At 37.6% G+C, this 26,887-nt stretch carries 29 protein-coding genes and 1 tRNA gene; 4 read left to right on the forward strand and 26 right to left on the reverse strand.

The window, feature by feature from the left end:
• Positions 1-107 precede the first annotated feature (107 nt).
• The 21 genes from TEGAF0_RS06830 to pth all read right to left on the reverse strand — a co-directional run bounded on the left by TEGAF0_RS06830 (position 108) and on the right by pth (position 16,257).
• Entirely contained in the window at positions 108-938 is an 831-nt protein-coding gene (locus TEGAF0_RS06830) for a hypothetical protein (protein WP_264901173.1), read from the reverse strand.
• Between the two features lie 228 nt (positions 939-1,166).
• Positions 1,167-1,847, reverse strand: coding sequence for a hypothetical protein (locus TEGAF0_RS06835; protein ID WP_264901175.1), 681 nt, complete (start codon positions 1,845-1,847; stop codon positions 1,167-1,169).
• A 246-nt stretch (positions 1,848-2,093) separates the two neighbouring features.
• Positions 2,094-2,576 (reverse strand): hypothetical protein, encoded by a 483-nt coding sequence (locus tag TEGAF0_RS06840; protein ID WP_264901178.1) that lies wholly within the window; start codon positions 2,574-2,576, stop codon positions 2,094-2,096.
• Positions 2,577-2,789: 213 nt separating this feature from the next.
• Positions 2,790-3,335, reverse strand: a complete 546-nt coding sequence (locus TEGAF0_RS06845; RefSeq protein WP_264901180.1) for a hypothetical protein — start codon at positions 3,333-3,335, stop codon at positions 2,790-2,792.
• Between the two features lie 211 nt (positions 3,336-3,546).
• Positions 3,547-4,050 carry a hypothetical protein gene (locus TEGAF0_RS06850; protein WP_264901182.1) on the reverse strand — a complete coding sequence of 168 codons (504 nt, stop codon included), beginning with the start codon at positions 4,048-4,050 and terminating at the stop codon, positions 3,547-3,549.
• 192 nt (positions 4,051-4,242) lie between these two features.
• Positions 4,243-4,578 (reverse strand): type II toxin-antitoxin system PemK/MazF family toxin, encoded by a 336-nt coding sequence (locus TEGAF0_RS06855; RefSeq protein WP_264901184.1) that lies wholly within the window; start codon positions 4,576-4,578, stop codon positions 4,243-4,245.
• Positions 4,568-4,798, reverse strand: coding sequence for a hypothetical protein (locus tag TEGAF0_RS06860; RefSeq protein WP_264901186.1), 231 nt, complete (start codon positions 4,796-4,798; stop codon positions 4,568-4,570). The genes TEGAF0_RS06855 and TEGAF0_RS06860 overlap by 11 nt, the downstream gene beginning before the upstream one ends.
• 653 nt (positions 4,799-5,451) lie before the next feature.
• Complete coding sequence (locus TEGAF0_RS06865) at positions 5,452-5,886, reverse strand: DUF417 family protein (RefSeq protein WP_123903524.1); 435 nt, start codon at positions 5,884-5,886, stop codon at positions 5,452-5,454.
• A gap of 20 nt (positions 5,887-5,906) precedes the next feature.
• Positions 5,907-6,455, reverse strand: coding sequence for a carboxymuconolactone decarboxylase family protein (locus TEGAF0_RS06870; RefSeq protein WP_123903525.1), 549 nt, complete (start codon positions 6,453-6,455; stop codon positions 5,907-5,909).
• A gap of 103 nt (positions 6,456-6,558) precedes the next feature.
• Positions 6,559-7,143 carry a Crp/Fnr family transcriptional regulator gene (locus tag TEGAF0_RS06875; protein WP_264901190.1) on the reverse strand — a complete coding sequence of 195 codons (585 nt, stop codon included), beginning with the start codon at positions 7,141-7,143 and terminating at the stop codon, positions 6,559-6,561.
• A gap of 191 nt (positions 7,144-7,334) precedes the next feature.
• The gene (locus TEGAF0_RS06880) at positions 7,335-7,736 is read right to left on the reverse strand and encodes an OsmC family protein (RefSeq protein WP_028123739.1); all 402 of its coding nucleotides are present in this window, start codon (positions 7,734-7,736) and stop codon (positions 7,335-7,337) included.
• A gap of 2 nt (positions 7,737-7,738) precedes the next feature.
• A complete protein-coding gene (locus tag TEGAF0_RS06885; protein ID WP_264901191.1) occupies positions 7,739-8,458 on the reverse strand; it encodes a hypothetical protein in 720 nt (239 codons plus the stop codon).
• A 46-nt stretch (positions 8,459-8,504) separates the two neighbouring features.
• Positions 8,505-9,476 carry a peptide-methionine (S)-S-oxide reductase MsrA gene (msrA, locus tag TEGAF0_RS06890; RefSeq protein ID WP_069797541.1) on the reverse strand — a complete coding sequence of 324 codons (972 nt, stop codon included), beginning with the start codon at positions 9,474-9,476 and terminating at the stop codon, positions 8,505-8,507.
• A gap of 7 nt (positions 9,477-9,483) precedes the next feature.
• Positions 9,484-9,978, reverse strand: a complete 495-nt coding sequence (locus TEGAF0_RS06895) for a peroxiredoxin family protein (RefSeq protein WP_028123737.1) — start codon at positions 9,976-9,978, stop codon at positions 9,484-9,486.
• Positions 9,975-10,181, reverse strand: a complete 207-nt coding sequence (locus TEGAF0_RS06900; RefSeq protein ID WP_069797536.1) for a hypothetical protein — start codon at positions 10,179-10,181, stop codon at positions 9,975-9,977. Before TEGAF0_RS06900 ends, TEGAF0_RS06895 begins: the two co-directional genes overlap by 4 nt.
• Positions 10,182-10,342: 161 nt before the next feature.
• Positions 10,343-11,497, reverse strand: a complete 1,155-nt coding sequence (locus TEGAF0_RS06905) for a tyrosine-type recombinase/integrase (protein ID WP_264901192.1) — start codon at positions 11,495-11,497, stop codon at positions 10,343-10,345.
• A gap of 219 nt (positions 11,498-11,716) precedes the next feature.
• Positions 11,717-12,325, reverse strand: coding sequence for an Abi family protein (locus TEGAF0_RS06910; protein ID WP_264901194.1), 609 nt, complete (start codon positions 12,323-12,325; stop codon positions 11,717-11,719).
• Between the two features lie 508 nt (positions 12,326-12,833).
• Positions 12,834-12,907 (reverse strand) — tRNA-Met (locus TEGAF0_RS06915).
• Between the two features lie 46 nt (positions 12,908-12,953).
• Positions 12,954-15,020 (reverse strand): alpha-ketoacid dehydrogenase subunit alpha/beta, encoded by a 2,067-nt coding sequence (locus TEGAF0_RS06920; protein WP_264901195.1) that lies wholly within the window; start codon positions 15,018-15,020, stop codon positions 12,954-12,956.
• Positions 15,020-15,631: a fumarylacetoacetate hydrolase family protein gene (locus TEGAF0_RS06925; protein WP_264901196.1), complete on the reverse strand. Its 612-nt coding sequence runs from the start codon at positions 15,629-15,631 to the stop codon at positions 15,020-15,022. Before TEGAF0_RS06925 ends, TEGAF0_RS06920 begins: the two co-directional genes overlap by 1 nt.
• Positions 15,632-15,681: 50 nt before the next feature.
• Complete coding sequence (gene pth, locus TEGAF0_RS06930) at positions 15,682-16,257, reverse strand: aminoacyl-tRNA hydrolase (protein WP_264901198.1); 576 nt, start codon at positions 16,255-16,257, stop codon at positions 15,682-15,684.
• Positions 16,258-16,324: 67 nt separating this feature from the next.
• On the opposite strand from pth, the gene TEGAF0_RS06935 reads away from it, so the two are divergent.
• Positions 16,325-17,611 (forward strand): sensor histidine kinase, encoded by a 1,287-nt coding sequence (locus TEGAF0_RS06935; protein ID WP_264901199.1) that lies wholly within the window; start codon positions 16,325-16,327, stop codon positions 17,609-17,611.
• Between the two features lie 94 nt (positions 17,612-17,705).
• On the opposite strand, the gene TEGAF0_RS06940 is transcribed toward TEGAF0_RS06935, so the two are convergent.
• Both TEGAF0_RS06940 and TEGAF0_RS06945 read right to left on the reverse strand, forming a co-directional pair.
• Positions 17,706-18,296 (reverse strand): 50S ribosomal protein L25, encoded by a 591-nt coding sequence (locus TEGAF0_RS06940; protein ID WP_264901201.1) that lies wholly within the window; start codon positions 18,294-18,296, stop codon positions 17,706-17,708.
• Positions 18,297-18,332: 36 nt separating this feature from the next.
• Positions 18,333-19,289, reverse strand: a complete 957-nt coding sequence (locus TEGAF0_RS06945) for a ribose-phosphate pyrophosphokinase (RefSeq protein ID WP_264901202.1) — start codon at positions 19,287-19,289, stop codon at positions 18,333-18,335.
• A gap of 74 nt (positions 19,290-19,363) precedes the next feature.
• On the opposite strand from TEGAF0_RS06945, the gene radC reads away from it, so the two are divergent.
• From radC to TEGAF0_RS06960, 3 genes are all read left to right on the forward strand, one after another.
• Complete coding sequence (gene radC / locus TEGAF0_RS06950) at positions 19,364-20,053, forward strand: RadC family protein (protein WP_264901204.1); 690 nt, start codon at positions 19,364-19,366, stop codon at positions 20,051-20,053.
• Positions 20,054-20,255: 202 nt separating this feature from the next.
• Entirely contained in the window at positions 20,256-20,699 is a 444-nt protein-coding gene (aac(6'), locus tag TEGAF0_RS06955; protein WP_264901206.1) for an aminoglycoside 6'-N-acetyltransferase, read from the forward strand.
• Positions 20,700-20,769: 70 nt separating this feature from the next.
• A complete protein-coding gene (locus TEGAF0_RS06960) occupies positions 20,770-21,228 on the forward strand; it encodes a hypothetical protein (protein ID WP_264901207.1) in 459 nt (152 codons plus the stop codon).
• 409 nt (positions 21,229-21,637) lie between these two features.
• Here the strand turns inward: TEGAF0_RS06960 and TEGAF0_RS06965 are convergent, their stop codons facing one another.
• The 3 genes from TEGAF0_RS06965 to TEGAF0_RS06975 form a co-directional block, all read right to left on the reverse strand.
• Positions 21,638-21,946, reverse strand: coding sequence for a DUF3467 domain-containing protein (locus TEGAF0_RS06965; RefSeq protein WP_264901209.1), 309 nt, complete (start codon positions 21,944-21,946; stop codon positions 21,638-21,640).
• Between the two features lie 89 nt (positions 21,947-22,035).
• A complete protein-coding gene (locus tag TEGAF0_RS06970; RefSeq protein WP_264901211.1) occupies positions 22,036-23,478 on the reverse strand; it encodes a SusD/RagB family nutrient-binding outer membrane lipoprotein in 1,443 nt (480 codons plus the stop codon).
• 18 nt (positions 23,479-23,496) lie between these two features.
• On the reverse strand, positions 23,497-26,718 hold the full coding sequence (locus tag TEGAF0_RS06975; protein WP_264901213.1) for a SusC/RagA family TonB-linked outer membrane protein: 3,222 nt from the start codon (positions 26,716-26,718) through the stop codon (positions 23,497-23,499).
• Between the last annotated feature and the right edge of the window lie 169 nt (positions 26,719-26,887).

Consider the following 26,887-nt stretch of genomic DNA (forward strand, 5'->3'; position numbering starts at 1 on the left):
TAAATTTGAAAGTTGTTTGTCCAGCCCGAACCACAGCCTGGATTTGCAATTTGTTAATGTTACAATGTCATGCCCAACTTGCATAAAACCCAATGTTACCTGCTGGGCTATCGCAAACCAATAAAGTTGAGATCAGGTTTTTCTGCCACAAATTTTAATACATTACCTGCCAAGTCATTAATAAGAGTTACAAAATGCAAAAAGTATTCTTCATTCTTAACTTGTAATGTCTCTAAATCTTCTTTTCCTGTGATAGGCTTAAAAAAATGGATGAATATATCAGCCGCTATTGATTTGATAGTATTATGTGTGTTCTTTGATACAATCATGCCATCATGCGTAATAATGTTTCTAAGTATTGAAAGTAATTCATAAAAATTCTCCCAATTTGTCTTCCAATTAACATGATTCACTGGCACTTCCATTAATTGTTTGCATAAGGCTGAATTACTTTTTAAAAATTGTATTAGATGTCGGTTGTTTACGGTGTCAGTATTTAAGGATTTTGCTTTTAAATAGTTCTTGATTTCAGAAGTTACCTTGTTTGCAAACTTTTTCCCTTTAATAGGACTTTCTAACAAGGGGAAGTATTTAAATTGAATGGTTTGCAGTAATAACAGTTCAAGCGAATTATAAATGCGAATTATAGAGACATTCATTACCCAAGCGAAAAAGTTATTACTCTGCTCAGTCAAATCATCAATTTCTATTGTCAAAACTTTGCTTGATGAGTGTAACCAACTTTTCAATCCATCGGATGAGATATCATAGATTGAAAACCCTGATTGATGAATCCATCTGTTATCTGGGTTGTCCGCTTTATATCGTTCGATTGAAATTGCAAGGAAGTGTTTCCAAAATCGAATATCTGTGTCAAGCTGGTGTACAGTGTCCTGATAATGGGTAAAAAAAGTCTTATAGTCTGATTCCGTTTGCATAATGAGCTGTTCAAAAGCCTTGCAGGTAACGTTCAGGGCTTTGTGCAGGTGTGGCAATAGATGCTTGTCCAGCCCGAAATGTCAGCCCAATAATTGGTTGAAGATGAAGTTAATTTTTTTATTCATTAAAATTCCGTCAAGCCGGAACTTAGGTTGAAATGTATTCTGTTGCCGATTGTTATTCCGTCTAGCCACACTTGCACAAAACCTCTTGTTATGTGGCGTTTTTTAATTTATGGGATTCTTAATGACTGTTTTAAATTCTGGAATTTTAAATATGTCGTCATTTATTGATTCTTTTTTGTAACTAATAGCAGTTTGTAAAGTAGAACCGTTTAAACCTTCTTGTCTAATTTTTAATGGCAAACACCCAATTCTTTTTGCAATTTGCTCCCAATGACCATATTTGTACCCTTCAAAAAGAGTTGAGTCAATTTTAAAATAGTCGGTATTATACCATAAAGTCATTTGTCCAAACCTTGAAGTTAGTGTTACCGATTTGCAAGGAATATCTAAAATAGTATCTGTCATGTCGTTGTCTTTTATTTCTAAAAATGGATCCAAAGACTTCTTAGTGTCAACAGTTATCGCTGTGTCATTATTGTCATTCCATGAATAAAGTAATTTGTCTGTGACATTATAGGCCTGCCAGCCATTTTGCTTTCCTGCATTGATGTCTGCAATATATCTATTCCTTTTGTAATAGCATCTTTGAATAATGTGTTTTTGTTCTCCAAAGACTTCTTTCATTGATAGTTGCCAAGTGCTGTCATCAATTAGTGTCGTATCAGGATTTACGGCTTCAATTTTGTAGGTTATCCAACCTTCGAAGATTTGTCCAAAAGATTTTGTAATGCTGAATATTATTCCAATTGTTACAAGACTAAATTTAAAAAAGTTATTCATCATATTTTAAGTTTGGTATTTGTCTTAAAATGCCACATAACGTCCGTGGCTTTACGCTGGTTGGATAATCTGTGTTACTACTGCTGGCTTGGCCACTAAAGACGCGATTAGCTAAAGCCAAATTACTGAAGCACAATTGAAATACCAAAGCTGATGGGCTATTGCTGAGCCTCCAACTGGCGTAAAGCCTTTTGTTGGTAGCTGGTCGTATAGTTTGTTAATAAATGATTTACTTAATAATAGCTAAAATTACTTGCCGAGTAATTCATTTAAGCATCTATTAATTGCTTCCCGAATATCATCTACTTCTGTTTCGCCCTGGCCTTCGGCTGTACAAGCGCATACCAAACTCTTTGATTTTGATGATATAAATTGAATTGTCACTTCGATTGTGTAGCCACCTAGTCCAGTTTTTCGTCTACCACTTTCGCCATAATTAACAATAAGTGTCTCTTCTGAAAACTCAGATTTTAAATCAGGTAATTTTATAAAACCCTTTTTAGATAAAATCCCTGTAATAACTTCTCCGGGATTAATGTTCTTACTAGAAGAATAAAACTGACCAGAAATTGTTGCGCCCGAACTAGAAGTCAAACTACCAGTTGGAGTAACATAAAAATATTTAAACCTATACATCGAATCATTTTTATTACTAGTTACAGGTTTTAGTGGAGAACAACCAGATAAAGAGCCGGTCAAACAGAGAATTAATAAAAAATTGATCCATTTCATAATTCAATATTAAAATTCTTGAAGTATTACATTAAAACTAGCTACCAACGTCCGTGGCTTTACGCTGGTTGGACAATCCGTGTTAATACTGCTGGCTTGGCCACTAAAGACTCGATTAGTTAAAGCCAATTTACTGAAGCTCATTTGAAATACCTAAGCTGATGGGCCATTGCTGAACGTCCAACTGGCGTAAAGCCTTTTGTTGCCTGCAGTTTATAGCTTTTTAACTCCCATCTTAATGTAATTTTCAATTTCTTTTATACTGTCCCTATTGTTTGCCCAGTTTGGATTAGTAATTATTTCCTTCATTTTTTGAAATAATGCACTACAATCAAATAAAAGATCTGTATAGTTGTTTTTTAATCCTTCAAAGTCTATTAAAAGTTGTTCATAGTCTGCTTTTAGTTTATTTAGTGTTTGTCGCAATACACGTTCTTCAACAAGAAAGTTTTCAACTTTGTTACTTTCAATCTCAAACTCAGAAAACCTTTTTAATAATCTATCTCTTTGAGTAGTTATAGATTTTAAGTTAAGTTCGAGGCTCTCATTTTTTCGTTTTAAATTAAGAGCTTCATTCAAGTCTATGTCTTTATCTAAATATGGCTTTAACGCTATCATTAAAGTCATTACTTGTGATCTAACATATTTATAGTCTGATATGTCAATTTTCTTGTCACTTGTAATATTATGCTCGTCAATAAGTTTTGTAAATTCTCCAAACTTATTTGTAATATCTTCCAAATAGCTTGCATAGCCCATAGAATATATAGTTTGCTTGTGATGTCAAATAAGTTGCAGGCAACGTCCGTGGCTTTACGCTGGTTGGATAATCTGTGTTACTGCTGCTGGCTTGGCCACTATAGACTCGATTAGTTAAAGCCAAATTACTGAAGCTCACTTGAAATTCCAAAGCCGATGGGCCATTGCTGACAGCCCAACTGGCGTAAAGCCTTTTGTTAGCTGCATAATTTCAGATTTTATTCTTATTATTCAACTTTAACCACCAAACATATACTCGAGATGTTAATTTAATTTCCCATTTTAAATGATGAATAAATACATGTATTGGGTGTAAAGGTTTTAGTGGATTTTCTTTTAAAACTTGCTGAACCATAAAGAGATTAAAATCTCCATTTTGAGCATTTGGCTTAAATCTCATCAGATTTGAAGTATACTTTTTATAATAATTGGGGAATAAAATAAAGCTGTAATCAAAATATTCAAGTTTATTAAAAAATTGATCAATTTCAGATTCGCTAATGCTGGTTTTAAAAGATGCTAGGTTTACTACATTTATTCCTTTGAGTAATGGAAGGCCGATTTTTTCTCTCTCTCCTTCTTTAATTGTTGTAGCATTATTCTGAGGACGAGGGAGTTTCTCTCGAAAATTTTTAACAACTTTATAGTAAGTTAAATTCTTTTCATAGAGTGGCCTAATACCCAGAGACAGTATGTTTAATAATTGATTTATCATTCAGGAGAAATTATTTTGCAGCTAACGTCCGTGGCTTTACGCTGGTTGGAAAATCCGTGTTACTACTGCTGGCTTGGCCACTAAAGACTCGATTAGCTAAAGCCAAAATACTGAAGTTCAATTGAAATAACTTAGATGAAGGGCTATTGCTGAACCTCCAACTGGCGTAAAGCCTTTTGTTAGCTGTAGCGCTTATAGATCTAAAACAATTGAAATATTTTTTCTTAGTTTGTTAATTTGCTCTTCACTAAGCTTACCGAGCTTTTGAATAAGTCTTTTATTGTCTATAGCTCTAATTTGATCTACAAGAATATCGCTTGGCTTGTCAAGTTGATTTTTCTTAAGTTGTACTCTTAGAATGTCAATATCAGGCTGAACATTAGATGTAATGGGGCAAATCAAGGTTGACAAATGATGTGAATTGAGTAAGTCTGTTTGAACAATTACAACTGGTCTTGTTTTACCAGGCTCTGTCCCCTTACTTGGGTTTAAATCTGCAAGCCAGATGTCATACTGTTTAATTTTCATCAACGAACTTTTCAAATTCATGAAGAACTTTTAAGGAATCTTTCATTGTCAATTTAGATTCTTTCAAAAGTTTGTTTTTAAGTATTTTCCTTTTATTAAATTGATTGTATAGACTTACAGCTTCATTTATGTATCTGTTTCTTGCTTGGTTAAGCTGTGTAGTTATTTCTTCAGCCTCTTCAAATGTTATGTCATCAAGTTTTAACGAAAGCGTTTTCATATACATTAAAATTTATACAAAGGTATATACTAATTGTATATACTACAAATTCTTTCTTCAAATCAAACTTAATCGCGTTACAGCTAACGTTTTGCGGCTTGGCGAAGGTGGCGATTTTTACCACAAATGTTGATGCGGAGAACCAAACTTTGATTAACCACAAATGTGTCTGCGGAGCACTGAACCGCCACTTTTGCCAAACCGCTGTTATGCGTTCGCCCTTCTTTTCCTGTAATAGTTTTAGTATCCAATATTGATGTCTTTTTTAGGTAATATTAAATACAAAAAGCAGACTTCAAAGATAAATAACATCTTCAAAATCCGCTTAAAAAGTAATGAAATTTGTCTATTTAGGTTAGATTTTTTCAGCAATGGGAAAGTCAATTTCAAACTCTGTCAAGTTGTGTAAATAGTTGCTGATAATTTTATCGCCAACAACTATTATTACATCTATCATATTGGCTTCGTTGTAACCTGCTCCAAAAAATGCTTCTCTGCTTTCTTCGTTTGCACGTCCACGGTTTTTATTGCAGTAATTTTTCTATTTTTAAAAGAATAATTGTTTCGGTAATATTACAATTGCCCCCTCGGTAAAAACGCCTTTTTTGATGTAAAAATATAAACCAGAGCGTTTATACTGAGGGGATAAAAGACTACTTTTCTTCCAAACCTGCTTCATTATAAACCACCATCAACGAAATACCCAATGCCATAATATCTTTCAAAACAAAAAAGTCCGTAATGGGTACACCATCAACTATTTTATTAATACCCGGTGTTGTTAATAAAAAACTTAAGGTGGTACAAAAAATAATCACTGCTGCCCAGCCAAATATTTTTCCAACTTGAGGTTTAAATAAACTCCATATTAAACCAATACCAACAATGATTTCGAAAAGCCCAATGATATTTGAAACGACTTGAACACTCAACAATTTGTACAGCCACGACATTAAAAAGTGATTTTCAACTAAAGGTTTTATGCCTGCTGCTTCCGACGGTGTGAATTTAAAAAAACCAATCCAAAGTAATACAACGACTACACCTAAAACGGCTATTTTATAGCCTAACTTATTTATTTTACTCATTTTATTTATTTTTAAAAGAATTATAATTTTTCAGCAACAGGAAAATCAATTTCAAAAACTGTTAGATTGTGTATGTAATTACTGATAATTTTGTCACCAACAACTATTATTACATCTATCATATTTGCTTCGTTGTAACCTGCTCCAAAAAATGCTTCTTTGCTTTCTTCGGTTGCTCGTCCACGATTTTCAACTGCTGATGCTGTGAATTTTGCCAAAGCGTCTAACTTACTGTCGAAACTTGCTGTTCCTTTACGAATTTCTAAAATTTGTTCGTCTGAAAAACCATTCATTTTTCCTAATGCTGTGTGAGCCGATTGGCAATAACGACAACCATTAATTTGACTTGTTACCAAGTTTATCACTTCTCTTTCTTTGGCTCTTAATGTGCTTTTTCGATTTTGAAGCGTTAAATAGTCGCCTAATGCTGTTTCATTTTTAGCGAAATAGGCATACAAATTAGGAACAAAACCTAAACCTTTTTGGAGGTTGTCAAACATACCTTGATTGTTTGCAGATACTTCTTCTCTTGTTGGAACCGTGTAAGTTCTTTTTTCTGATGTTGTCATTTTATTATTTTTTAAATATTGTTTGTCTTTATTGACGATACAAAGGTGCGATGACTTACAATAGATAAAAATGATGTAGTTTAGGAAATTTGGTTGATGTAGTTCAACTTTTCTTTGAAACCCTTTTATTTCTTATTCTGGATAAAAATTCAGTCGTCATTCCTAAATAAGAAGCTAAAGCATATTGAGGAACTCTTTGCACGATTTGAGGATATTTATTTGAAAAAGTTTCGTAGCGTTCTTCGGCTGTTTGGGTTAGGTTTGAAATTATTCTTCTCTGTTGAGCAGCAAGTCCTCGTTCTGCCATTATCCTAAAAAAAGTTTCAAATTTGTGATTTTGTAATTTTAGTTCTTGTTCTTTTTCATAGTCAAGTTGTAAAATTATGCTGTCTTCTAATGCAACCACAAACATTGTCGCAGGTTGTTGAAAAATATAGCTGTTATAATCTGTAATCCACCAGTCATCAATGGCAAAAGTAATTGTGTGTTCTTGCCCTTCATCAGCCACAACATAAGCCCTAAATGCTCCTTGCAAAACATAGTGTCTGTGCTTGGCTATAAAGTTTGGTTGAACTATGAATTGTCGTTTTTTAATTTTTTCTTCTTTGAAACAAGAACTAAAAAGCTTCTTTTCTTCTTCTGTCAGTTTTACAAACTTGTCAATATATGAAGTTATTTTGTTTGTCATTTAGTCTAATGTTGATGATTAGTAGTGTCGCTCATAGGGTGACGCATAACGGTTTGGGTATTGCCGAAGGCGGGGATTTTTTTGCACAGAACTTCAATAGAAATACCGCAGTTCAAATATTACAGAAAAGTTGATTAGAATTCCTTCAGCCCCGCTTTTGGCAATACCTTGTTAGTGGCAGTGCATTTGATTTAAAGCGTTATAGGCATTATATCCCATTCGCTATTTAACAAACGGTGGATATAACAACGGTCGGCTTGTTTTATCAATTCTTCTTTCTGCTCTTCGGAAAGATTACCTTCAATAATCATTTTAATTTGAATAGTGGTTTTTAGCCCTCCTTCCCCTCTTGCTACTTCTTGCACTAGTTCGGCTGTTACATTCTCTATCTCCCAGTTGTTTTTGCGAGCAATAAAACGGACAGTTCCGACTTTGCACATTGCCAAACCGCTTAAAACAAGTTCTGAGGGTGCTAAACCTAAATCTGTTCCTTTACTTGTGATAGGTTCGTCACCAATAATGGTGTGCTTACCATTAGTGATAATACTTTGGAAGCCTTCTTCAATGTTTTTAATTTTAATTACTGTTGCCATTTTTATATAAATTTAGATTCTAAAAGTTTAATTTTATCAAATATAATAGGAGGATAATATGAATGTGCATCTGCACAAATAGTGCATTTTCCAGTTTTAATATTAATATCGTCATCAAGGTCTTGATAAGGAAAAATATTGAATAATAATTCGTGTTGCAAAAGATTTCTATAAAATAAAATATGTTGTGATTTTGAAGAAATAGTATCAATGCGATTGAATAATTCTTCTGCACTTTTCAAAATACTTAATAATTCTCTTACTCCATCATACATAAGTACATCATCTGTATTATGAATATCTACTTTCATTTGTTCCAAATCATTTAAGAAACATTTTATGGCTCTTTTTCCATACAACAGTTGTTTTCCATTTGCATCAGAAAACTCATAACTGAAATTTTTTATTGTTTCTTGAAAGAAAGAATAAAAAGTCCGTATTTGTTCTGTATTGTGTTGTTGTTCTTCCTTTATATTGTCTTTTTCTATTTGATTTTGCACTATGCCATTTGCTGAAAGTTGAGCTTTTAACGCTAAATATAGAAGTATAGAGCCAATGAGTTGAGAAATAGGATTTGTTATACCGCCAATCGCATCGCCAACAACGCCAAAATTACCAATGCCTGTTTTATTGAGCAATGGAAGTAGTAATGGAAATAAAAATGTTAATAAAATACCAAAAAGCAAGAGCCATTTTGCATTTTTATCAAGACTATTTTTCATTCTTTATTTTTTAAATTGCTTCATTAAAAATTTATGTCTTCGTCCATTATTTCTTTAGTTTATCCTGATAAAGCGATTTTAATTTTGCTAATTTTGGATTTATTACTGCCATACAATAACCAGTTTCGCTATTGCGATTGTAATAGTCTTGGTGATTGGCTTCTGCCTTATGGAAATGTTCAAACATTTTCACTTCTGTTACTATCATATCATCGTAGGCAGATTGAACATCTTCAATGACCTTTAATGCTTGCATTTTTTCATCGTCTGTTCTGTAAAAAATAATGCTACGATATTGTGTTCCTCTATCAGCACCTTGTTTATTTATAGTCGTAGGATTGTGAGTAGTTAAATGGATTTTCACTAAATCTTCAAAGCTAATTTCAGAAGGTAAATAAGTAATTTCAATTACTTCAGCGTGACCAGTAGTTCCAGAACAGACTTCTCTATATGTAGGATTTATAATTTCACCACCACTATAACCACTCTCTACATTTACAACTCCTTTTAATTGCTGAAACATAGCTTCTGTGCACCAAAAACAACCACCACCAAATGTAACTTTTTTCTCATCAGATTTTACTTTTTTCAGAGCAACAGCATTTATGCAAAATCTCAATCCACTTGGCATAGGACCATCTTGAAACACGTGACCTAAATGAGCATCACAAGTGCTACAAGTTGTCTCTATTCGATACATACCAAACGTAACATCTTTGATATAATTGATTGTATTCTCTTTTATCGGCTGTGTAAAACTAGGCCACCCAGTTCCACTTTGAAATTTTTCTTCGCTGTCAAAAAGTACAGTGTTACAACAAACACAGGCATATTTGCCGGGTTCAAACAAATTGCACATTTCGGAGCTATGAGCTCTTTCTGTTCCTTTTTTACGAGTTACGTAAAATTGTTCTTCGGTAAGAAGTGATTTCCATTCCTCTTCCGATTTTTCTATTCTTTGGTCTGGGTTAAGATTGCCATTATTGGCTAATCTTATTACATCTATCCATTTTTGCATATAAAATTTATTTAATTGTTTGTAAAAATTCAATTGCTTTTTCGGTATTCAAATGAAAATCATTGAATACTACTTTTCCTTCTTGGTTTATAAAAATAAACCAAGGAGTTCCTCCTGTTCTATAATGATACATTACTGTTGAAATATTTTGCGTGCTTTCATCTCCTTCATCTTGTCCAAAAGGAATTTCCAACTTATACTGCTTTTGTGTTTCTTTTAGCTTTTCAAAAGTATTTTGATTTTTACCTTCAAACACTGATTGAATAGCAAAGAATTTAATAGCTTGGTTGTTTTTTAATGCAGTGACCATTTGTTGTAACGAAGGCAAGCCTATTTTATGACAGCCAGGACACCAACTTTGAAAACAATACAAAACAATAAACTTTCCTTTAAAATTAGATAATTGTATAGGTTCAGTATCTTTTCCATTTGCATCAATCCATTTAAATTTTTCCAGTTCTGGGGCATCAAATCCCTCTATACCATATTTTTTATTATTCATTTACCATTTTTATTTATAAGTAATTTAAACACAGATTTCGCAAATCTAACATATTCATTTGCTTTTAAGTCAAATACTACCCATTTGTAAATGTTTCCATATGGACACAATGGAGCATTTGTTTCGCTTCCACTACGTAATTCGTATCTATTTGGATCTATATCATATTCTACTTTTCTTATCCTTTTCAATTCAGGTTTCATTGTTCCTTGTTTTGGCTTGGCATTGCCACTAACACTTAAAAGTACGCGTTCACTAAAATATAAAAAAGTTTAAATCAATCATTTATAATTGCGCTTTCGGGAGTAGCTGAAATCATGATACTTAAAATAACGCGTCTGTCTACTTATAAATACGCAGAAGGTTACCAATTTAGTTTATCTAGTGGACTTTCAATTTTTCCAATCGCCACCCTACTAACATGGGTATATAGCATGGTAGTTCGGATGCTGTTATGCCCAAGTAGGGCTTGAATGATTCTTATATCTGTTCCTGCTTCCATCAAATGTGTTGCATAACTATGTCTCAACATATGTACGCTTCCTTGTTTATCAGTTACTTTTTGTTTGGCCAAATGCATTACTTCTTGAACAGATCTAGTACTATATGCTCCCCCAAATTGGCCCTCGAATAAATATTCCTTAGGCTTATATAAAAGAAAATACTTTCTTAATGTTTCAAGTAATATTCGTGATAATGGAACCATGCGGTCCTTCTTTCCTTTTGCACCTTGTATATGTATCATCATTCTTTTGCTATCTATATTTTTTAGTTTTAAACCAACAATTTCACTTACTCTAAGTCCTGCGGAATAGCCAGTCATAATCATTGTTCTGTGTTTAATGTTTTTAATATTCTTAATTAAATCCATCACCTCCTCCTCTGCTAAAATTGCGGGCAACTTAAATGGCTTCTTTGGTCTAGGTAAATCATAAAATTCTTTCCCCCTTTCCATTACTTGTTCAAAATAAAATTTAATGGCATTTACTGTGGTGTGCACTTTTGTTTCACTACAACCTTGTTCTTTTAATAACCATAATAAATAAGATTGAACATGATTTTTATCTAAATCATTGACAGATCTTTCTTTAAGTAATCGCAACAATAATCGAAACTCATATAAATAATTTTTGATAGTATTTGGACTATATCCTTTTACAATCAGTTTATTTCGCATTGATTCGTATGCTAAAATATTGTCTTTGGATAAAGGAAATTTTACCAGACTAATTGCGGTGACTTTTTTTATTGGTTCTGTTATGTCTGTATTTACAATGCTTCTTTGTTCAAGGTATTTTCTAAGTTCATCTGTGTTCAAATAAAAATACAGAGTCGCTTGTTTTTTAAAATGTTCAAATGCCTCTCTAGTACATTTAATAAACCAGATTCTTTCTTTGTGGCACCAAAATATGCCAGTCAATTTTTTGATTGTTGTTTTGAAATAAGCTGTATTTGGCCCATGTATACTAATGCACTCTATCCCTTTATAATAGAATGGCTTTAACGCTATTGTAATCATGGATTCAAGTAAAATAAATTACGTGAGTCCAAAAACCGTATTTATACTTGATTTTACATTATACTATATATAGCAAAGCCTCCTGAGTCCCTGACATAGCTGTCATAGGTCAGTAATTACTAACAGTAGTATTAATTGGGGGAGAATATTTAAAGTAACAATTGGGGTATTGTGAATATAACAAAATTTGAGAATACAACAAAAATCAGAACTATTCATTTATTGCCATAGTTCTTCTTCTAACCAATTTTTAGGGAATCCCATCTCCTTAGTCTGCGCCAATGGGCAAGTTTTCATCAATTCTTTAAGTCTATCATTAAATGTTGATCCTGGACTAATTATCTTAAGAATGTATGAAATGCAAGATAACGTTGCATAGAGTTTGTTTGGATAAACTGATTTTTCATTTAAGAAAAGATATGTCGGATTCGTTGGTAGTTTAATTTTAATCAATCGTCTATTCCAAACGCGTCCATGATGCGCGCAAATATTTCTCAAAGTACTAAAACAAAGTATCCAGTTTTCAATTACTGTAACATCTTTTAAACCGAAATGGTTGGTAATAGCCAATTTTTCGGGGCTTTTACTCAAGTTTTGAAAAATCTTAGAAAGCAGGCCCATACTACTTACTTCTAAACTCATCCAGCAAGGGGGCTCAGTAGGGTTCGTATACTTTTGTTTATAATGATCAATAAAAGTCTCATTGCTTCTATCAATTTCTTTCTGCAAGCTATCTAGATGATTTGCAAACCTCATCGGGTCTCTATACAATTCAGGTTTTAATTGCCAATGACTACCGTGATTTAAGAGAAAGACAACTTTCCGCATTAGCCTCGTTGTTAAAGCTTAAGCCACGAGATTTAAGCTTTTCTATTTGTTCGGCTATAGTAATTGGCAACTTTGAGTACTTCATAGTAAAAAAGGTTTGAAGCTACCCTTATAAAAATCGAAAACCAGCCCGGGTGCGCTGTTCAAATGGGAAGCGTGGCTGGTATTATTGTTACAAATGTAAAGTATCCTTTTTATTGGTGCCATTTTTAGTACATAAAATTTTACTAATTATTCAACTTTCTTTTGAATTTCTATAAATATGATTCATCTACTCAAAGCTGTTTGAAGGTATGGAATATTAATTTTGTTTTGAAATGTGAGTGAGAATTGTCGGCGAGGAATTGTCGGCTCCACTACGTTGCGCCGACTTTCTGGTTGGGGGGCTTAACACAAAACCTCCAATGGCTTCGCCATTGTGGTTTTTAATGCTTATCCGCTCCAGCAAGCAAGCTTGCTTCGCGTCTGCGCATTAAAAAACCCCTCAACTGCGTTGAGAGGTTTCGTGTAGCGAGGATGGGAATTGAACCCATCACCTCAGGGTTATGAATCCTGCGCTCTAACCAACTGAGCTACCTCGCCGTCCTTTCGGGGTGCAAATATAGGGGGTTTCGGTAAAAAGAAAAAGCTAGTAGTTCAACAATTTGCCGATTCTTTCGGCTACTTTGTTGGCCGTGGGTAGCATAGCCGATTCCAGGGCCACATTTATGGGCACAGCCGGTAAGTTTTTGGCGCCCATTACTTCTACTTTGGCGTCCAAAAAGTGGTAGCAATCGTTAGAAATACGAAGCGATAGAGCCTCGGCAAAGGAGTTATTTTGTTGTTCCTCGCTTAGCACCAGTACTTTTCCGTGTCTTTTTACTGCGGTAAATACGGTTTCTTCGTCCAGTGGAAACAAGGTTCTTAGGTCTACGATTTCTACTTGTCCTGCATATCTTTCTGCTGCGGCTTTGGCCCAGTAAACGCCCATTCCATAAGTGATTACGCACATGGTCTCTCCTTTGCGTACCAAATCCATATCGGCTGTTTGTACCACATTGGCTTTCCCCAATGGCAATACATAGTCCTTGGAAGGTTCGGTGGCCCTGGCAGCGTCTGTGCCGGGTACCTTGCTCCAGTACAAACCCTTATGCTCTAGCATAATCACAGGGTTCGGGTCTAAGAAGGCAGCTTTCATCAATCCCTTCATATCTGCCGCATTCGATGGATAGACCACTTTGATCCCTTTGATGGTTAACAAAGTGCTCTCGATGCTTCCGCTATGATAAGGTCCGCCGCCGCCGTATGCCCCTACGGGTACGCGCAACAGCATTTGAACAGGATATTTTCCGTTCGATAAATAACAAGACTTCGATACTTCCGTTACCAACTGGTTAAAGCCGGGATAGATATAATCGCCAAACTGCACTTCCACAATGGGTTTCATGCCCATGGCCGATAAGCCCACAGTGGATCCGATAATATAGGCCTCTTGTATGGCCGTATTAAAGACTCTATTGTCTCCGTATTTTTCTGCGAGCGTTGCCGCTTCTCTGAACACACCTCCTAATCTTCCACCCACATCCTGGCCGTATAAAATGGCTTCTTCGTGTTCAGCTAATATTTCGTCTATGGCGTGTAATGCCGCGTCCACCATGAGTATGCGCTCTGCTCCCTTCGGTACTCTTTCGCCTGTTTCTTCTCTTACCGGTGTAGGAACAAATACATGTTCTTCCACCGAACGTATATCGGGTTCTGCTGCAGCTTGCGCTCTTTTAAAATCTTCTAACACTAATTCCAATGCATCGGCTTCTATCTGATTGATCTCTGCATCGGTAAAGCCCACGCCCGTTAACAACAATCTGAGTTTAGGGATGGGATCGTATAAGCCGTGTTTCAATAAGTCTTCGCGGCTACGGTAAAATTCTTTTCTTACGCCACTGGTATGGTGCCCTAACAAAGGAACTTTCGCATGCACCAATACGGGCTTGCGCTCATTGCGGGCATAGTTCACGGCCTGCTCCATGGTTTCAAAACAGCGCATGAAATCGCTGCCATCTACCTGCATGCGCTTTAATCCCTTAAAGCCACTTGCATATTCATATGCATTCGTGGTTCTGATTTCTTCTGCAGTAGCACTGATGCTCCACTGGTTATCTTGCACCAAATAAACAATCGGTAATTCTTTCAATACCGCAAACTGTAAAGCTTCACTCACTTCTCCCTCACTCATACAGCCATCTCCCAATGAACAAACGACTACAGGCGATTTGCCATCTGCAGACTTACGCAAACGGCCGGGTAAATTCTTTTCCAAATGTTGTACGCCCTGCGCCAAACCCGTGGTGGGTATGGCTTGCATGCCGGTAGCACTACTTTGGTGTATAATGGAGGGTCGGTTCGGATCCTTACTGCTCGGATGACAGTAATAAGATCTACCGCCCGAAAAGGGATCGTCTTTTTTTGCGAGCAATTGCAGCATTAACTCGTAGGGAGTAAAACCGACTGCCAGCATTAAGCTGTCGTCTCTATAATAAGGGCTCACCCAATCGCAGGGCTCCAATTGCAGACCGGTAGCCAGTTGTATGGCTTCGTGTCCACGCGAAGTGGAGTGCACATATTTACATACCGCACGATTGGCATCGTAGGTTTCACTCATAGACTTGGCAGTCATCATGAGTTTATAGGCCTGTAATAATATGCTGGGGGTTAACATTATTTAATCTCGAGTTCAAACATTTTTTGATCCGCTAAAAATCCCTGTAACTGATCGCCTACCACACATTCACCTACACCGGCAGGGGTTCCGGTATAAATCATATCTCCAATATTCAATGAGAAATAGCGGGAGATATGCGATACAATATGATCGAATGAAAAAATCATGTCTTGTGTATTGCCTAGTTGCACTTGTTTGCCATTCTGGTTCAAAGAGAATACAATGGGTCCCTTGCGCATCTCTTCACTAAAGAGTACCCAATTACCGGCTACGGCTGAATTGTCCCAGGCTTTGGCTTTTTCCCAGGGCAGCCCCTTCTTCTTTAAATTGGCTTGTATATCTCTGGCAGTAAAATCGATGCCTACAGTAAGGGCATCGTAGTATTTATGGGCCTGGTCTTCGCTGATGTATTTGCCGTTCTTGCTAATACGCAATACCAACTCTACTTCGTAATGTAATTCGTTGGAAAATTCGGGATAATAGAATGGCGTATTGGGCTGCAAGAGCGCAGTCTTCGGTTTCATGAAAATAACCGGCTCTTCAGGAACAGCGTTGCCAAGTTCTTTTGCATGATCGGCATAATTTCGGCCAACGCAAAATATTTTCATAGTACAGCTCATTATATTCCATCACTATAACTATGAAAGGGTGTATTTTATTATGTGAAGCTTAAATTATTTGCCGTATTCATGGTTTTTTCCAGCCCTATGGCGGCAAATGACTCTATAATTTCCCCGCATGCCACTATTTTCTGGTTGATGATGGGCTGCTCTTCTGCCAGCCATTTACCCAGTACAAAGTCTACCTGTCGGCCTTTGGGGAAATTGTTGCCAATGCCGAACCGTAGTTTGGGATACTGGTCTGTGCCCAGCACCAGCTGGATATCTTTAAGGCCATTGTGTCCTGCATCCGATCCTGATCCCCTTAGCCTTAATTTATTTAAAGGCAAAGCCAGGTCATCTACAATAGTAAGGGTATTAGCCGTGTCTATCTTTTCTTTGTCCTGCCAGTATTTAAAGGCTCTTCCGCTCAAATTCATGTAGGTCGTAGGTTTGATGCAAATAAAGTTCTTGCCCTTCCACTTTACTTCCGCTACATCCGCCAACCGATCATTTTTAAAAAAGCCATTGTGCTTGCGGACAAAAGCATCTAATACGTCAAACCCAATATTGTGTCGGGTATGCTTATACTCCTCTCCTATATTGCCTAATCCGATTATTAAAAACTTTGTCATGGTCAGCAAAATTAATGGCTATGCAGAGATAATGTTATATTTACACAATTTTTAAATCGAGAGCATAGTGATTTCCTTTATCCTGAGAGGCTGGAATGCGTTGGCCAATATTGGCATTACAGACGACTTGCCCTTTCTGGAAAAGAAAAAAACACAGGTAACCAATCTGGTTGTCGGAATTGGTCTTCCTCTTTTTCTATATTTCGGAATTGTAAACGCTTGGAATGGGCTCCACCTCTTATCGGTAATGAATTTCTCCTTACTTGTTGGGGGCATTTTAATTCTGGTTACGCAATTCAGACAAAAATATTACCTAGCCCGCTTTATCGTTGTTATTGTAACAACTACCATTTTCACCGCACAAAGTTTGCTATTCAGAAACGGAAATGAAATTCTTTTATTGGTCAATTTAATCGTGACCATTATTTACTATTCTGAAAAACGTTTCATAGCATTTATCACAACTGTGAATGTTGCCTGCTATCTATGGGTAAAATATATTTCGTTCCAGCCTCCCATGTTCGAAACCGTTTCCGACGGAAGGGTCTTATTCAATGTACTTTGCGGATTAATTTCTTTTACCGTAGCGCTGCAATATTTTAAGTTTGAACAATTGAATAATCAACAAGCCATTCAGCAAAAGAATGATGAACTAGAAGCCCTGAATAAAACCAAGGAAAAATTATTCTCCATCATTGCTCACGACCTACGTTCTCCTATTGCGCAAATCAAGAGCACCCTCGATCTGGTAAACCGTGACTTTATTTCAAAGGAAGAATTTCACGAGTTATCGCATCATTTTACCAAACAGATTGACCAGCTGCAGGACAATATGAACAACCTGCTCACCTGGAGTCAGAGTCAGCTAAACGGTATAGTCACCAAGCCCCAAGCAGTGTCCCCTTCTTTGATAACCAAAGAAGTAATTGAATTATTGAAACAGCAGTGGCAGGCCAAGGAGATCCAGATTCAGTTTGAACCCTTTGACGATTTGGTTTGGATGGATCCAGACCACCTGAAAGTGGTCATGCGCAATCTTTTATCGAATGCCATTAAGTTCAGCAAAAAGAAACATAGCATTGTTATCAATCATTCCCGCAATAACAAGGAACTAACCATAGCCGTTCGCGATACAGGTGTTGGTATGGATCAGAAGCAATTGGATTCCCTCTTTACTGCCGAAGAAATCATTTCTACCCACGGTACCGATAAGGAAAGAGGTACAGGTCTTGGACTAAAATTGTGCAAAGAGTTTTTAGACAAGAACAAGGGAGAAATCTGGGCCATCAGCGAAAAAGGAATTGGCAGTACTTTCTTCATTAATATCCCATTGTATCAGCCTATAGGGTCTTAAGCATTTAAGACGTCTTCGGCGCATAGCCACAAAAAAAATCCCGATTGCAACGCAACCGGGATTCTCATATAAGAAGTTAGTTTTGGTTCTTCTCTTATTTCTTCTTTTCGTCTTTTGCTGCAGAAGCTTCTTCCTGCTTTAACTGACGAGTCATTACTACAGAAGCGATTGGAATACGTGGAGAGTTTAAGATCTCAATATTGGGAGCTTTAACGTCTTCTACACGGATGTTTCCGTTTAATTCCAAGCTGGTAATGTCTACTTCAATAGTTGAAGTTAGATCCTTAGGAAGCGCTTTAATTTTTAAAGCTTTCATCTTAGTTACCAACTTACCACCGCTTTTAACACCCACTGAAGTACCAGTGAATTTTAAAGGCAAAGTAGCGATTACTTTTTTGTTATCTACTAGTTCCAACAAGTCTACGTGTAGTAGGCTATCGGTTACTTTGTCAAACTGTAAGTCTTTCAAAATACATTTGTATTTTTTTCCACCTACAGAAACTTCTGCCAACTGAAATTCACCAGTGTACACTAATGGCTTGAAAGCCTTAGCTGGAGCATAGAAATTAATCTCCTCCGCACCCCCGTAAATTACACCCGGCACATTTTCTTGAGAGCGAATCTGGCGGGCGGCTTTTTTGCCATGTTCGGTCCTCAGAACACCTTCGATTGTAATTGTATTCATGTTTAAAAATTTTGGACGGCAAAAGTAAGGAAAATCCTACTTATTTCGGTTTTTTAACTGAGAATGAATGAAAAGACTGGTAATACTCTTGTTTTCATAGGCATTTCGGATAGCTATGGCGAATAAATCGGCCACTGAAATGACTTTGATTTTGCCGGATTCCTTTTTTAAAGGGATCGTATCGCATACCACCAACTCTTCCAACACGCTGTTTTCTATATTTTCATAGGCATTTCCGCTTAAAACAGGGTGGGTAATCAGGGCTCTGACGCTTCTGGCGCCCTTTTCTTTAAGCAAAGCCGCCGCTTTGGCAAGGGTTCCGCCTGTGTCGCAGATATCATCTACCAATACAATGTCTTTTCCTGTAACGTCTCCAATAACCACCATGCTGGCAATTTCATTGGCTCTTTTGCGGTGCTTATCACAAATCACCATTTCTGCATTGAAATAGCTGGCCACTTCGCGCACTCGGTTGGTACTACCCACGTCCGGAGCGGCAAATGCCAGGTTTTCGAGCTTCAATTGCTCTATATAAGGGATAAAAATCGCTGAACTGTCCAGGTGGTCTACCGGAACATCAAAGAATCCCTGAATCTGGGCCGCGTGTAAGTCCATGGTGATTACACGGTCTGCGCCTGCGGCTTCCAACAAAGTGGCAATCAGCTTAGCGCCAATGGCAACCCGGGGCTTGTCCTTACGGTCTTGACGGGCAAAACCATAATAAGGAATCACTGCAATTACCTTGTAGGCACTGGCTCTTTTAGCCGCGTCTATCATCAACAGGAGCTCCATTAAATTGTCGGTGGGAGCATACGTGCTTTGCACTAAAAAAACATAATCACCGCGGATACTCTCTAAGAAAACAGGCTGAAACTCGCCATCGCTAAATTTCTGGATATTGATTTTGCCAATAGTGGCTCCAAAACGCTGGGCAATTTTCTCGGCCAATTTCTGCGATCCTGTACCGGAAAAAATTTTAACAGAAGGATTCATATGATTGTGGGTAAGGCGCAAAGGTATTTAAATATGAATGGTTTTCGTATTTTGATTTAAGCAATGTTTATATTATGAGGAAATTTTCTATTAAAGATTGGGCGGTGGATGACCAACCCCGTAAGAAGCTGATGCAGCGCGGCTCTGCATCCCTTTCAAATGCCGAACTCCTGACCATTTTAATTAATAACGGGAATGCTTTCCTTAGTGCTAACGACATTGCCAAACACTTACTAATGGCAAGTGAAAATAATTTGCAGAAGCTGGCCTCTATGAGCGTAAAAGATATGGTGAACCTGAAAATAAAGGGGCTGGGCGAAGCCAAAGCCATTGCCATTGCGGCTTCCCTTGAATTGGGCATACGCCGCCAATCGGATCCTATTCAGCAAAAACAAGTGAGTAGCAGCAAAGACGTAGCGGGCTATTTACAGAATACCCTGCAATTTTTACAAAGGGAAGTATTTGCCATTTTATTACTGAACCGCGCCAACCGCATCATCCACTTTGAAATTGTGAGCGAGGGAGGCATCACCGGCACCGTTGCCGACCCCCGTATCATTTTAAAGAAGGCTCTGGAGTATAGTGCCACTGGAATTATTCTATGTCATAACCACCCCAGCGGCAACCTTAAACCCAGCCATGCAGACGAAATGCTGACCAAAAAAATTAAAAATGCTGCATCTTTTTTAGACATCCTGGTCACCGATCATATCATTGTGAGTCATGAAGGCTATTTCAGCTTTGCGGATGAGGGGATGCTTTGATGATTGGGGTTTGTTTCAAATAAATTACTTCATTCGCGGCCCTGAATTGCTTCATTATAATTATCAATACATTCTTATATAACTTTTCAGCAATTCAGAAATGCTCACTTCATAATTTATTTGAAACTCCCTTTATCAATTAATCCAATCACAAAACTCTATTCGCTTAACTTAGGGAGAAGAAAAATAATGCCTCTATTCTATGCTTATTGAACCCATAAATAATAGTAACCTAAAAGAACTTACCAGACTTTTTGTTGAAATGTTTCCTGAAACAGATTATGATGCCGAATTCCGAATATTTGAAAAAAGCATTGGATCTGCAAACGAAATCTGCTTTTTAGCAAGAGAAGGAAATCAATATATAGGTTTCATACATATCACTTTGAGATCGGATTATGTAGAAGGGTCGGACCTATCACCAACTGCTTATGTAGAAGCCCTATATGTCAAACCAGATTGTAGAAGAAAAGGAATAGCCAAAGCCTTACTACAGAAGGCTGAGCAATGGGCAATCTCCAAAAATTGTTTTACACTTGCTTCCGACACAGCTATAACCAATTATAACAGCATTCGTTTTCATCGATGTATTGGATTTGAGGAAGCCAACAGAATAGTATGCTTTATTAAAAAATTAGGAGAATAAACCTAACGCCGTTTTCATTTAACAACTCTTTTTATTTAATTGAATTAATTTCATAAAAACGAAAAGTCGTATGTCAAAATGGATTGCCGTATGGGGGATTACACTACTCATTGGGATTAGTTCCTGCAGCAAGGATGACCCAACTCCAAAACCGCCAATTGCGAATCTTGCCTTTCAGTTATACGATTTTAGAACCCCGGTGGATACCATTGCAATTGAACTCCCCAATGGTTTAAACAGTACGCTGATGTTAAAAAGTGATTACACATGGACACTTGATTTAGACGGAGCAAAATCCAGTGGTAAATATACTTGGACTCCTACTGCCAACCAGCAAGCTGATATGCAATTAAGTATTACACAATGGACAGATTTGCCTTCAAATTCAATCCTATCTAATAAATTAAAATCGGCCTTACTTGCAGTAACCAGCTGCGGCTATTCATTAACCGACCCTTCCTATGCCAATTTCTTAGACTTAAAAAATCAGAAGCCTTACTTCCCTTTTGTAAGGACCAATAAAAAATAAATTCTGAGCAATTCAGGGCTGCGAACGAAATAATTTATTGTAAGATAAATGATTTGCAGATAAATATTCAAGGCCGCGAACGTAGCATTTATTTGAAGGAAATATGTGTTTCAAAAAATTTGTGAAGTGAGCATTTCAATTATAAGGTGAAAATAAAAAGTGTCTTAAAAAATTTGTGAAGTGAGCATTTCTGAATTTCTTAATTGATACTCATAGATGTATTGGAAATTAGCAAAAAAGAAATTCAGGGCAGCGAACGAAGCAAATTTTTGAAACACAAAACATGCACTCCTATTAAATAGGCCGCGAGTGAGCAAATTTTTTATGACACTTACCCATTCATTTTCTTATAAATAAGAAAGCGAACGAAGCAAATTATTTAAACACTATAAATTCAATTGAAGCAAGATTAAGCCTGCGCAGTAGGCCCACCAAAGTTCATGGGAATTTCAATCTGCTCCAGATCCTGAATAGGGCCATTGGCAGCTTCAAAGCGATGGATGTTTTCTTCAAGAGCCTTCATAAACCGCTTGGCATGCATAGGCGTAAAAATAATACGCGACTTAACTTTGCTCTTGGGTGTACCCGGCATTACATTCACAAAGTCAATTACAAATTCTGCATTGCTATGGGTAATGATGGCTAGGTTGGCATATGCACCTTCTGCTACGTCTTCTGTTATTTCTATGTTTAACTGGTTATTCGGTTGCTGTTCCATTTTTCTTGAATTGATTAGGGCACAAAAATAGGGCCTGTAAGAATACAGGCCCCCATGAGAATTAAAAACTGAGAATGAAAAACTCGTTCTTATTTATCCCACCATACTTTCGCGTCCTGAGAGTTGCTGTTAAACAACGCTGCAGCAGCTGCATAGTTGGTTGGGTTATATAAAGGTTCGTTTGGTCCGTAAGGAATTCTTCTTGGAATAGCTTTACCAGCGCCTGGAGCAGGAGTTAACACAGGGAAACCTGTTCTTCTCCACTCAGACCATCCTTGTAAACCATCTGGGTAATGCGCTAACCAACGCTGATCACCAATCTTAGCATTATCTGCAGTAGAACCATCCAATGCTACAGAAGGCTGAGCAAGGTAGTTGCTGATAGCAGTTGCGTTAGTGATTCCCCATCTGTTCATTTCTGCAGTTACACCGCTATTGTACATAGCAGAAGCACTTTCAGAAGTCCAGCCCAATTTAGCAGCTTCTGCTCTTGCCAAGAAAACTTGTCCTGCAGAAACCAAGCTCAATGGCATGGTTTGAGGTGTTCCAGTATATCCTAATAAGAATGCAAAACTTGGGTTGCTTGTTTGCCAAGCTAATGCATCCGCTCTGGTTAATCCATAAGGGAAACCTTTGGTATTGTTACCGTATTGGTTAATACGAGGATCGCCCAATGCAGTTAACTTATCTGTTACAGTTGAGCTTACTGCATAGTCAAAACGCTGTGTAATAACATAATACTGATAAACAGGATTATTGTAGTTACCACCAGGATAAGAAATGGTTGCATTGTCTGCATTGGCATCAATAACACCAGCTGCAACCGCTGCAGCAAATTCTGCTTTACCCAATGTTGGGTTGGCTTTTGACATACGCAAAGAAAGAATAGCAATCAATGAATTCGCAAACTTCTTCCACTTGGTAGTATTACCAGCATACATGATATCACCTTGAACAGCAGCACCAGTAGTAAACTGAGCGTTCGCTGCTTTCAATTCAGCAATCAATGCTGGGTAAATAGTCTCTTGCTTATCATAAGGAATAGTACCATTCCCTTTTAAAGCTTGAGAATAAGGAATATCACCATAAGCATCTGTTAACACAGAGAAATAGTAAGCCTTTAAAATACGGGCAATGGCAATTTGATTGGCATTGGCTCCGAATTCTGCAGCCGCAGTTGCAGTTCCAGGATCGCTATTGGTATTGATGATATTCTGTAAATCGTACATGGCACCTGCGTAGAAACCATCCCAGTTTTGGGTTGGCGTAGCATAACGAGAGATATCCGTGTACTGAGTTTCAGACATATACTGCGCATACAAACCGGCAGTAGTATTGATGGCATTGCCCCAAACGTTACCGCCAATTCCGGCCAATACGTTTGTTAATAATGCTGATGTGATAGGAACGGTTGTGGCGTTCGGGTTACGGTTGATATCACCGAATTCATTAATCCCCTTGCTACAACCCACCACTAAAGTGGCACAAACCCCTAACGACAGCACTGCTTTTTTTATATTCATACTTTTCATGATAATTGTTTTAGGGTTTTAGAATGATACCTTAACGTTAACTCCAATGGTTCTTGCACCTGGCATCTGACCATCTTCCCCTTGAACACCACTGATTTCAGAAGGATCAAAGTTCTTAGAGTCTCTGAAGATAAAGAACAAGTTACGTGCAGTTAAAGCAACTGAAGCACCTTGGATAGATTTACCAAACTTCCCTAGTTTTTGTGTTGGGATAGAGTAGCCTAAGCTAAACTCACGCAATTTTGCATAAGACAATTTGTGTACAAATGGCTCAGCAATTTGCTGGAAGTAGAACTGGTGGAAATAATCGTAAGCATCTACATAGATGTCTACAGGAGTTCTTCCATCTCTAGCATCTACACCGGTTACATGAACACCACCGCCTGCAGAAACTGCATCACGGATTGGGTTACCCTTATCATTTAAACCACCTGTTTTATCTAACAATCCAGAGAAAGTTCCCCACTGCTCAGATAGAGAGAAGAAACGTCCGCCAAATTGATAGTCAAATGTTAAACCAACATTGAAATTCTTGTAGCTGAAGAAGTTTTGTAAACCTCCAGTTAACTTAGGAACTACAGAACCCCAATCTTTGGTTGCATCTGCTTGGTACCAGCCTAAACCACCGCTGAATCCGTTGGTAGTAATCAAGGGTTGGCCATCCGCATTACGCTTGATACCACCACCTCTTAACATACCCCACTGCTGACCCACAAAGTGGAAAGCACGGGCAAATCGAGTACCGAATGAACCACCTGCTAAAGTATAGCTGGTTAAACCTGGAGCCAATGCTTTAACCTTGTTGTCTAACAAGTAAGCAGCAGTTGTATTTACAGTCCAGTTGAAGTTTTTCTTCTTCATGATGTCTACACCCAATTCCAATTCAAGACCTGAACGGCTAACCCATGCAGCATTGATTGTTTGAGAAGTAAAACCAGAAACACCAGAAACAGATACCGCTAGAGGCTCGTTCTTGTTGTTCTCGTTATAGTAAGTAAGATTCATACGAACCTTGTTCTTAGCAAAACGTAAATCTAAACCAGCTTCCCAAGTAGTAGTTAATGCACCACGAAGGCTTGCATCTGGAGAACCATCAGGCGTAGACATTAAGAAATTGCTACCCCATAATAATGGGTTTACAGAATAGTTCAAGTTCAAAGCATAAGGGTTTAAAGCCTTAGGCTTCTTACCCCAAGATCCAAACACTTTACCAAAGTTTAACCAAGGCAAAGCATTCTTTGTGAACTCAGAGAAAACGAAAGCACCACCTACTGAAGGAGACAACAAGGAATTGTTGCTGCTAGGTAAGGTAGAGAACCAGTCGTTACGTACTGCCCAAGTTAAGCTCAAGAACTTTCTATATTCCACATCACCGAATGCAAACAAAGAATTCGCTTGCTGATCAGCACGAGTGTTTGAAATAGTAGGGGTTGTCTTAGAGTTGCTGATAGCATATAAACCAGGAACGTTTAAGCCGTTGTTGGTACTCATTGATACCGCTCTGTTACGGATATTCAAACGGTTCGCACCTACGTTCGCTGCAACTACGAAATCACCGAATGTATTATTGTAAGACAAAATACCTTCAAAGTTCCATTCGTTGTTGATGGTATTGCTGGTTCCATAAGAAGCCAACACACCAGTTTGTCCACCAGAAGACTGTAAAATATTAGGGATAATGTTTTCCACGTTACCATTGAACTGATCCTTACGGATGCTACCCTTGAATTTCAAGTTTTTAGAAAACTTAACGGTTAAGTTAACGTCACCATACAAACGATCACGACGCTGTTTTAAGTCGATGTTTTCAAAATAAGTGAAAGGATTGTACCAGTAGTTACCTGCCCAAACACTGTTCTGAGGTGCTGCTGCACTCCAAGAACCTGGGTTTCTACGGAAGTTCCAAGAAGGAATGGTTCCGATGGGAGTTCTAATAGAAGACAATTCTTTTAAGATATTAATGTCCAAATCTCTGTGGAACCACTGACTAAAGTTACCAGATGAGTTGTTGGCATATCCGTCAGAAAAATCACCACTGATAATCTGATTGGTGTACGTTAAGTTAGCACCAATTGTAAAGATGCTACCCAAATCCATTGAGAAGTTCGCATTTAAGTTATGTCTTAAGCTCTTAGAATTAGGCAACATACCTTTAATATTCTGATTGGTATAAGACACTCTTAAGCTTTGACCTGCTCCATTATTTTGAGAGAAGCTTACATTGGTATTGGCTGTAACACCGGTATTCCAGAAATCTCTGGCGTTGTTAGGCTGCGCTGTAAAGCTGGCAGTCTTACCAGATCTTGAATGACCTGGGATGAAAGCATACCAAGGAATATACTCAGATCCATCAATTTTAGGACCCCAAGAAGCATCATCAGTAAAGTCACGGTAACGCTTACCATTCAACGCTTGCCATTCTGCAGGCATAGTTGGGTTGTAGGTAAAAGTTAACCAACCACCATCACCTCCACCATAATCATTCTGGTATCTTGGCATGAAAGAAGCCTTATCAAATGTAGTAGACTGATTTACTTCTACACCAATACCCTTGCCTTTTCTACCTTTCTTAGTAGTTACAACAATAGCACCGTTACCAGCACGGCTACCAAACAAAGCAGTAGCGTTCGCACCTTTTAGTACAGTAAGATCTTCTACGTCATCTGGGTTGATATCGAAAGAGTTAGTGATGGTACCGTCTACAACGTAGATAGCGCCCTGATCAGACAATGATCCACCACCTCTGATACGAAGGAAACCCTGATCGTTCAACTTAGCGGAAGACTGACCTCTAAACTGAACACCCGCTACCTTACCTGCCAATGCATTGTTCAGGTTTGGCTGACGAATCACGTTCAAAGCCTCTGAGTTAATTACTTGAGAACTAAAAGGAGTTGTTCTCTGTGACTTTTTAACGCCGAAAGCGCTTGTTACAAATACCTCTTCCAGCTCTCCGGCTACAGTAGCTATTTTAACATTTTGGAATCCGGTAGTAGCTGCAAATTCAAAAGGCGTGTGCCCTACTGCGGTTACCACAACAATTGCACCCTGCTTCACTTTAAAGCTGAATTTACCCAGCTCATCGGCACGAGTGATGTTTTTTGTGCCTTTTTCCTGCACGGTTGCGTTAGGCACTGGACCGCGATCATCGGCCACCTGCCCCTGCACAAGAACTGTTTGAGCGAAAGTTGCTATGCTAAATAGCAACGAAGCCGCCAACAGTGTCAGACTTTTTCTCATGTGTTACATTTTAGATTTAGAAAAATTGTTAAAATTTTTAACAATACTGCTAATATAGAAAAATTTCTAACACTACCATCTATAAAAATTATCTTTTTCTTAATATAACTGAATTTTAATCATCGTTGCATTTTTTTGACCGTTCCTCCTTAAAATCGGTAATTTTGCG

The sequence above is a fragment of the Sediminibacterium sp. TEGAF015 genome (genome assembly GCF_025997995.1).
Taxonomy (GTDB): domain Bacteria; phylum Bacteroidota; class Bacteroidia; order Chitinophagales; family Chitinophagaceae; genus Sediminibacterium.

Excerpts from the sequence above, each read along its gene's own strand:
- radC (WP_264901204.1), top strand. The coding sequence starts at position 19,364 with ATGAGGAAATTTTCTATTAAAGATTGGGCGGTGGATGACCAACCCCGT.
- TEGAF0_RS06860 (WP_264901186.1), bottom strand. The coding sequence starts at position 4,798 with ATGAAAACGCTTTCGTTAAAACTTGATGACATAACATTTGAAGAGGCT.
- TEGAF0_RS06940 (WP_264901201.1), bottom strand. The coding sequence starts at position 18,296 with ATGAATACAATTACAATCGAAGGTGTTCTGAGGACCGAACATGGCAAA.
- TEGAF0_RS06875 (WP_264901190.1), bottom strand. The coding sequence starts at position 7,143 with ATGACAAACAAAATAACTTCATATATTGACAAGTTTGTAAAACTGACA.
- TEGAF0_RS06975 (WP_264901213.1), bottom strand. The coding sequence starts at position 26,718 with ATGAGAAAAAGTCTGACACTGTTGGCGGCTTCGTTGCTATTTAGCATA.
- TEGAF0_RS06865 (WP_123903524.1), bottom strand. The coding sequence starts at position 5,886 with ATGAGTAAAATAAATAAGTTAGGCTATAAAATAGCCGTTTTAGGTGTA.
- TEGAF0_RS06960 (WP_264901207.1), top strand. The coding sequence starts at position 20,770 with ATGTCAAAATGGATTGCCGTATGGGGGATTACACTACTCATTGGGATT.
- TEGAF0_RS06910 (WP_264901194.1), bottom strand. The coding sequence starts at position 12,325 with ATGCGGAAAGTTGTCTTTCTCTTAAATCACGGTAGTCATTGGCAATTA.
- TEGAF0_RS06945 (WP_264901202.1), bottom strand. The coding sequence starts at position 19,289 with ATGAATCCTTCTGTTAAAATTTTTTCCGGTACAGGATCGCAGAAATTG.
- TEGAF0_RS06920 (WP_264901195.1), bottom strand. The coding sequence starts at position 15,020 with ATGTTAACCCCCAGCATATTATTACAGGCCTATAAACTCATGATGACT.
- TEGAF0_RS06905 (WP_264901192.1), bottom strand. The coding sequence starts at position 11,497 with ATGATTACAATAGCGTTAAAGCCATTCTATTATAAAGGGATAGAGTGC.
- pth (WP_264901198.1), bottom strand. The coding sequence starts at position 16,257 with ATGACAAAGTTTTTAATAATCGGATTAGGCAATATAGGAGAGGAGTAT.
- TEGAF0_RS06845 (WP_264901180.1), bottom strand. The coding sequence starts at position 3,335 with ATGGGCTATGCAAGCTATTTGGAAGATATTACAAATAAGTTTGGAGAA.
- TEGAF0_RS06870 (WP_123903525.1), bottom strand. The coding sequence starts at position 6,455 with ATGACAACATCAGAAAAAAGAACTTACACGGTTCCAACAAGAGAAGAA.
- TEGAF0_RS06970 (WP_264901211.1), bottom strand. The coding sequence starts at position 23,478 with ATGAAAAGTATGAATATAAAAAAAGCAGTGCTGTCGTTAGGGGTTTGT.
- TEGAF0_RS06840 (WP_264901178.1), bottom strand. The coding sequence starts at position 2,576 with ATGAAATGGATCAATTTTTTATTAATTCTCTGTTTGACCGGCTCTTTA.
- TEGAF0_RS06850 (WP_264901182.1), bottom strand. The coding sequence starts at position 4,050 with ATGATAAATCAATTATTAAACATACTGTCTCTGGGTATTAGGCCACTC.
- TEGAF0_RS06925 (WP_264901196.1), bottom strand. The coding sequence starts at position 15,631 with ATGAAAATATTTTGCGTTGGCCGAAATTATGCCGATCATGCAAAAGAA.
- TEGAF0_RS06835 (WP_264901175.1), bottom strand. The coding sequence starts at position 1,847 with ATGATGAATAACTTTTTTAAATTTAGTCTTGTAACAATTGGAATAATA.
- TEGAF0_RS06965 (WP_264901209.1), bottom strand. The coding sequence starts at position 21,946 with ATGGAACAGCAACCGAATAACCAGTTAAACATAGAAATAACAGAAGAC.
- TEGAF0_RS06855 (WP_264901184.1), bottom strand. The coding sequence starts at position 4,578 with ATGAAAATTAAACAGTATGACATCTGGCTTGCAGATTTAAACCCAAGT.
- TEGAF0_RS06895 (WP_028123737.1), bottom strand. The coding sequence starts at position 9,978 with ATGAATAATAAAAAATATGGTATAGAGGGATTTGATGCCCCAGAACTG.
- TEGAF0_RS06900 (WP_069797536.1), bottom strand. The coding sequence starts at position 10,181 with ATGAAACCTGAATTGAAAAGGATAAGAAAAGTAGAATATGATATAGAT.
- TEGAF0_RS06830 (WP_264901173.1), bottom strand. The coding sequence starts at position 938 with ATGCAAACGGAATCAGACTATAAGACTTTTTTTACCCATTATCAGGAC.
- TEGAF0_RS06885 (WP_264901191.1), bottom strand. The coding sequence starts at position 8,458 with ATGAAAAATAGTCTTGATAAAAATGCAAAATGGCTCTTGCTTTTTGGT.
- TEGAF0_RS06880 (WP_028123739.1), bottom strand. The coding sequence starts at position 7,736 with ATGGCAACAGTAATTAAAATTAAAAACATTGAAGAAGGCTTCCAAAGT.
- msrA (WP_069797541.1), bottom strand. The coding sequence starts at position 9,476 with ATGCAAAAATGGATAGATGTAATAAGATTAGCCAATAATGGCAATCTT.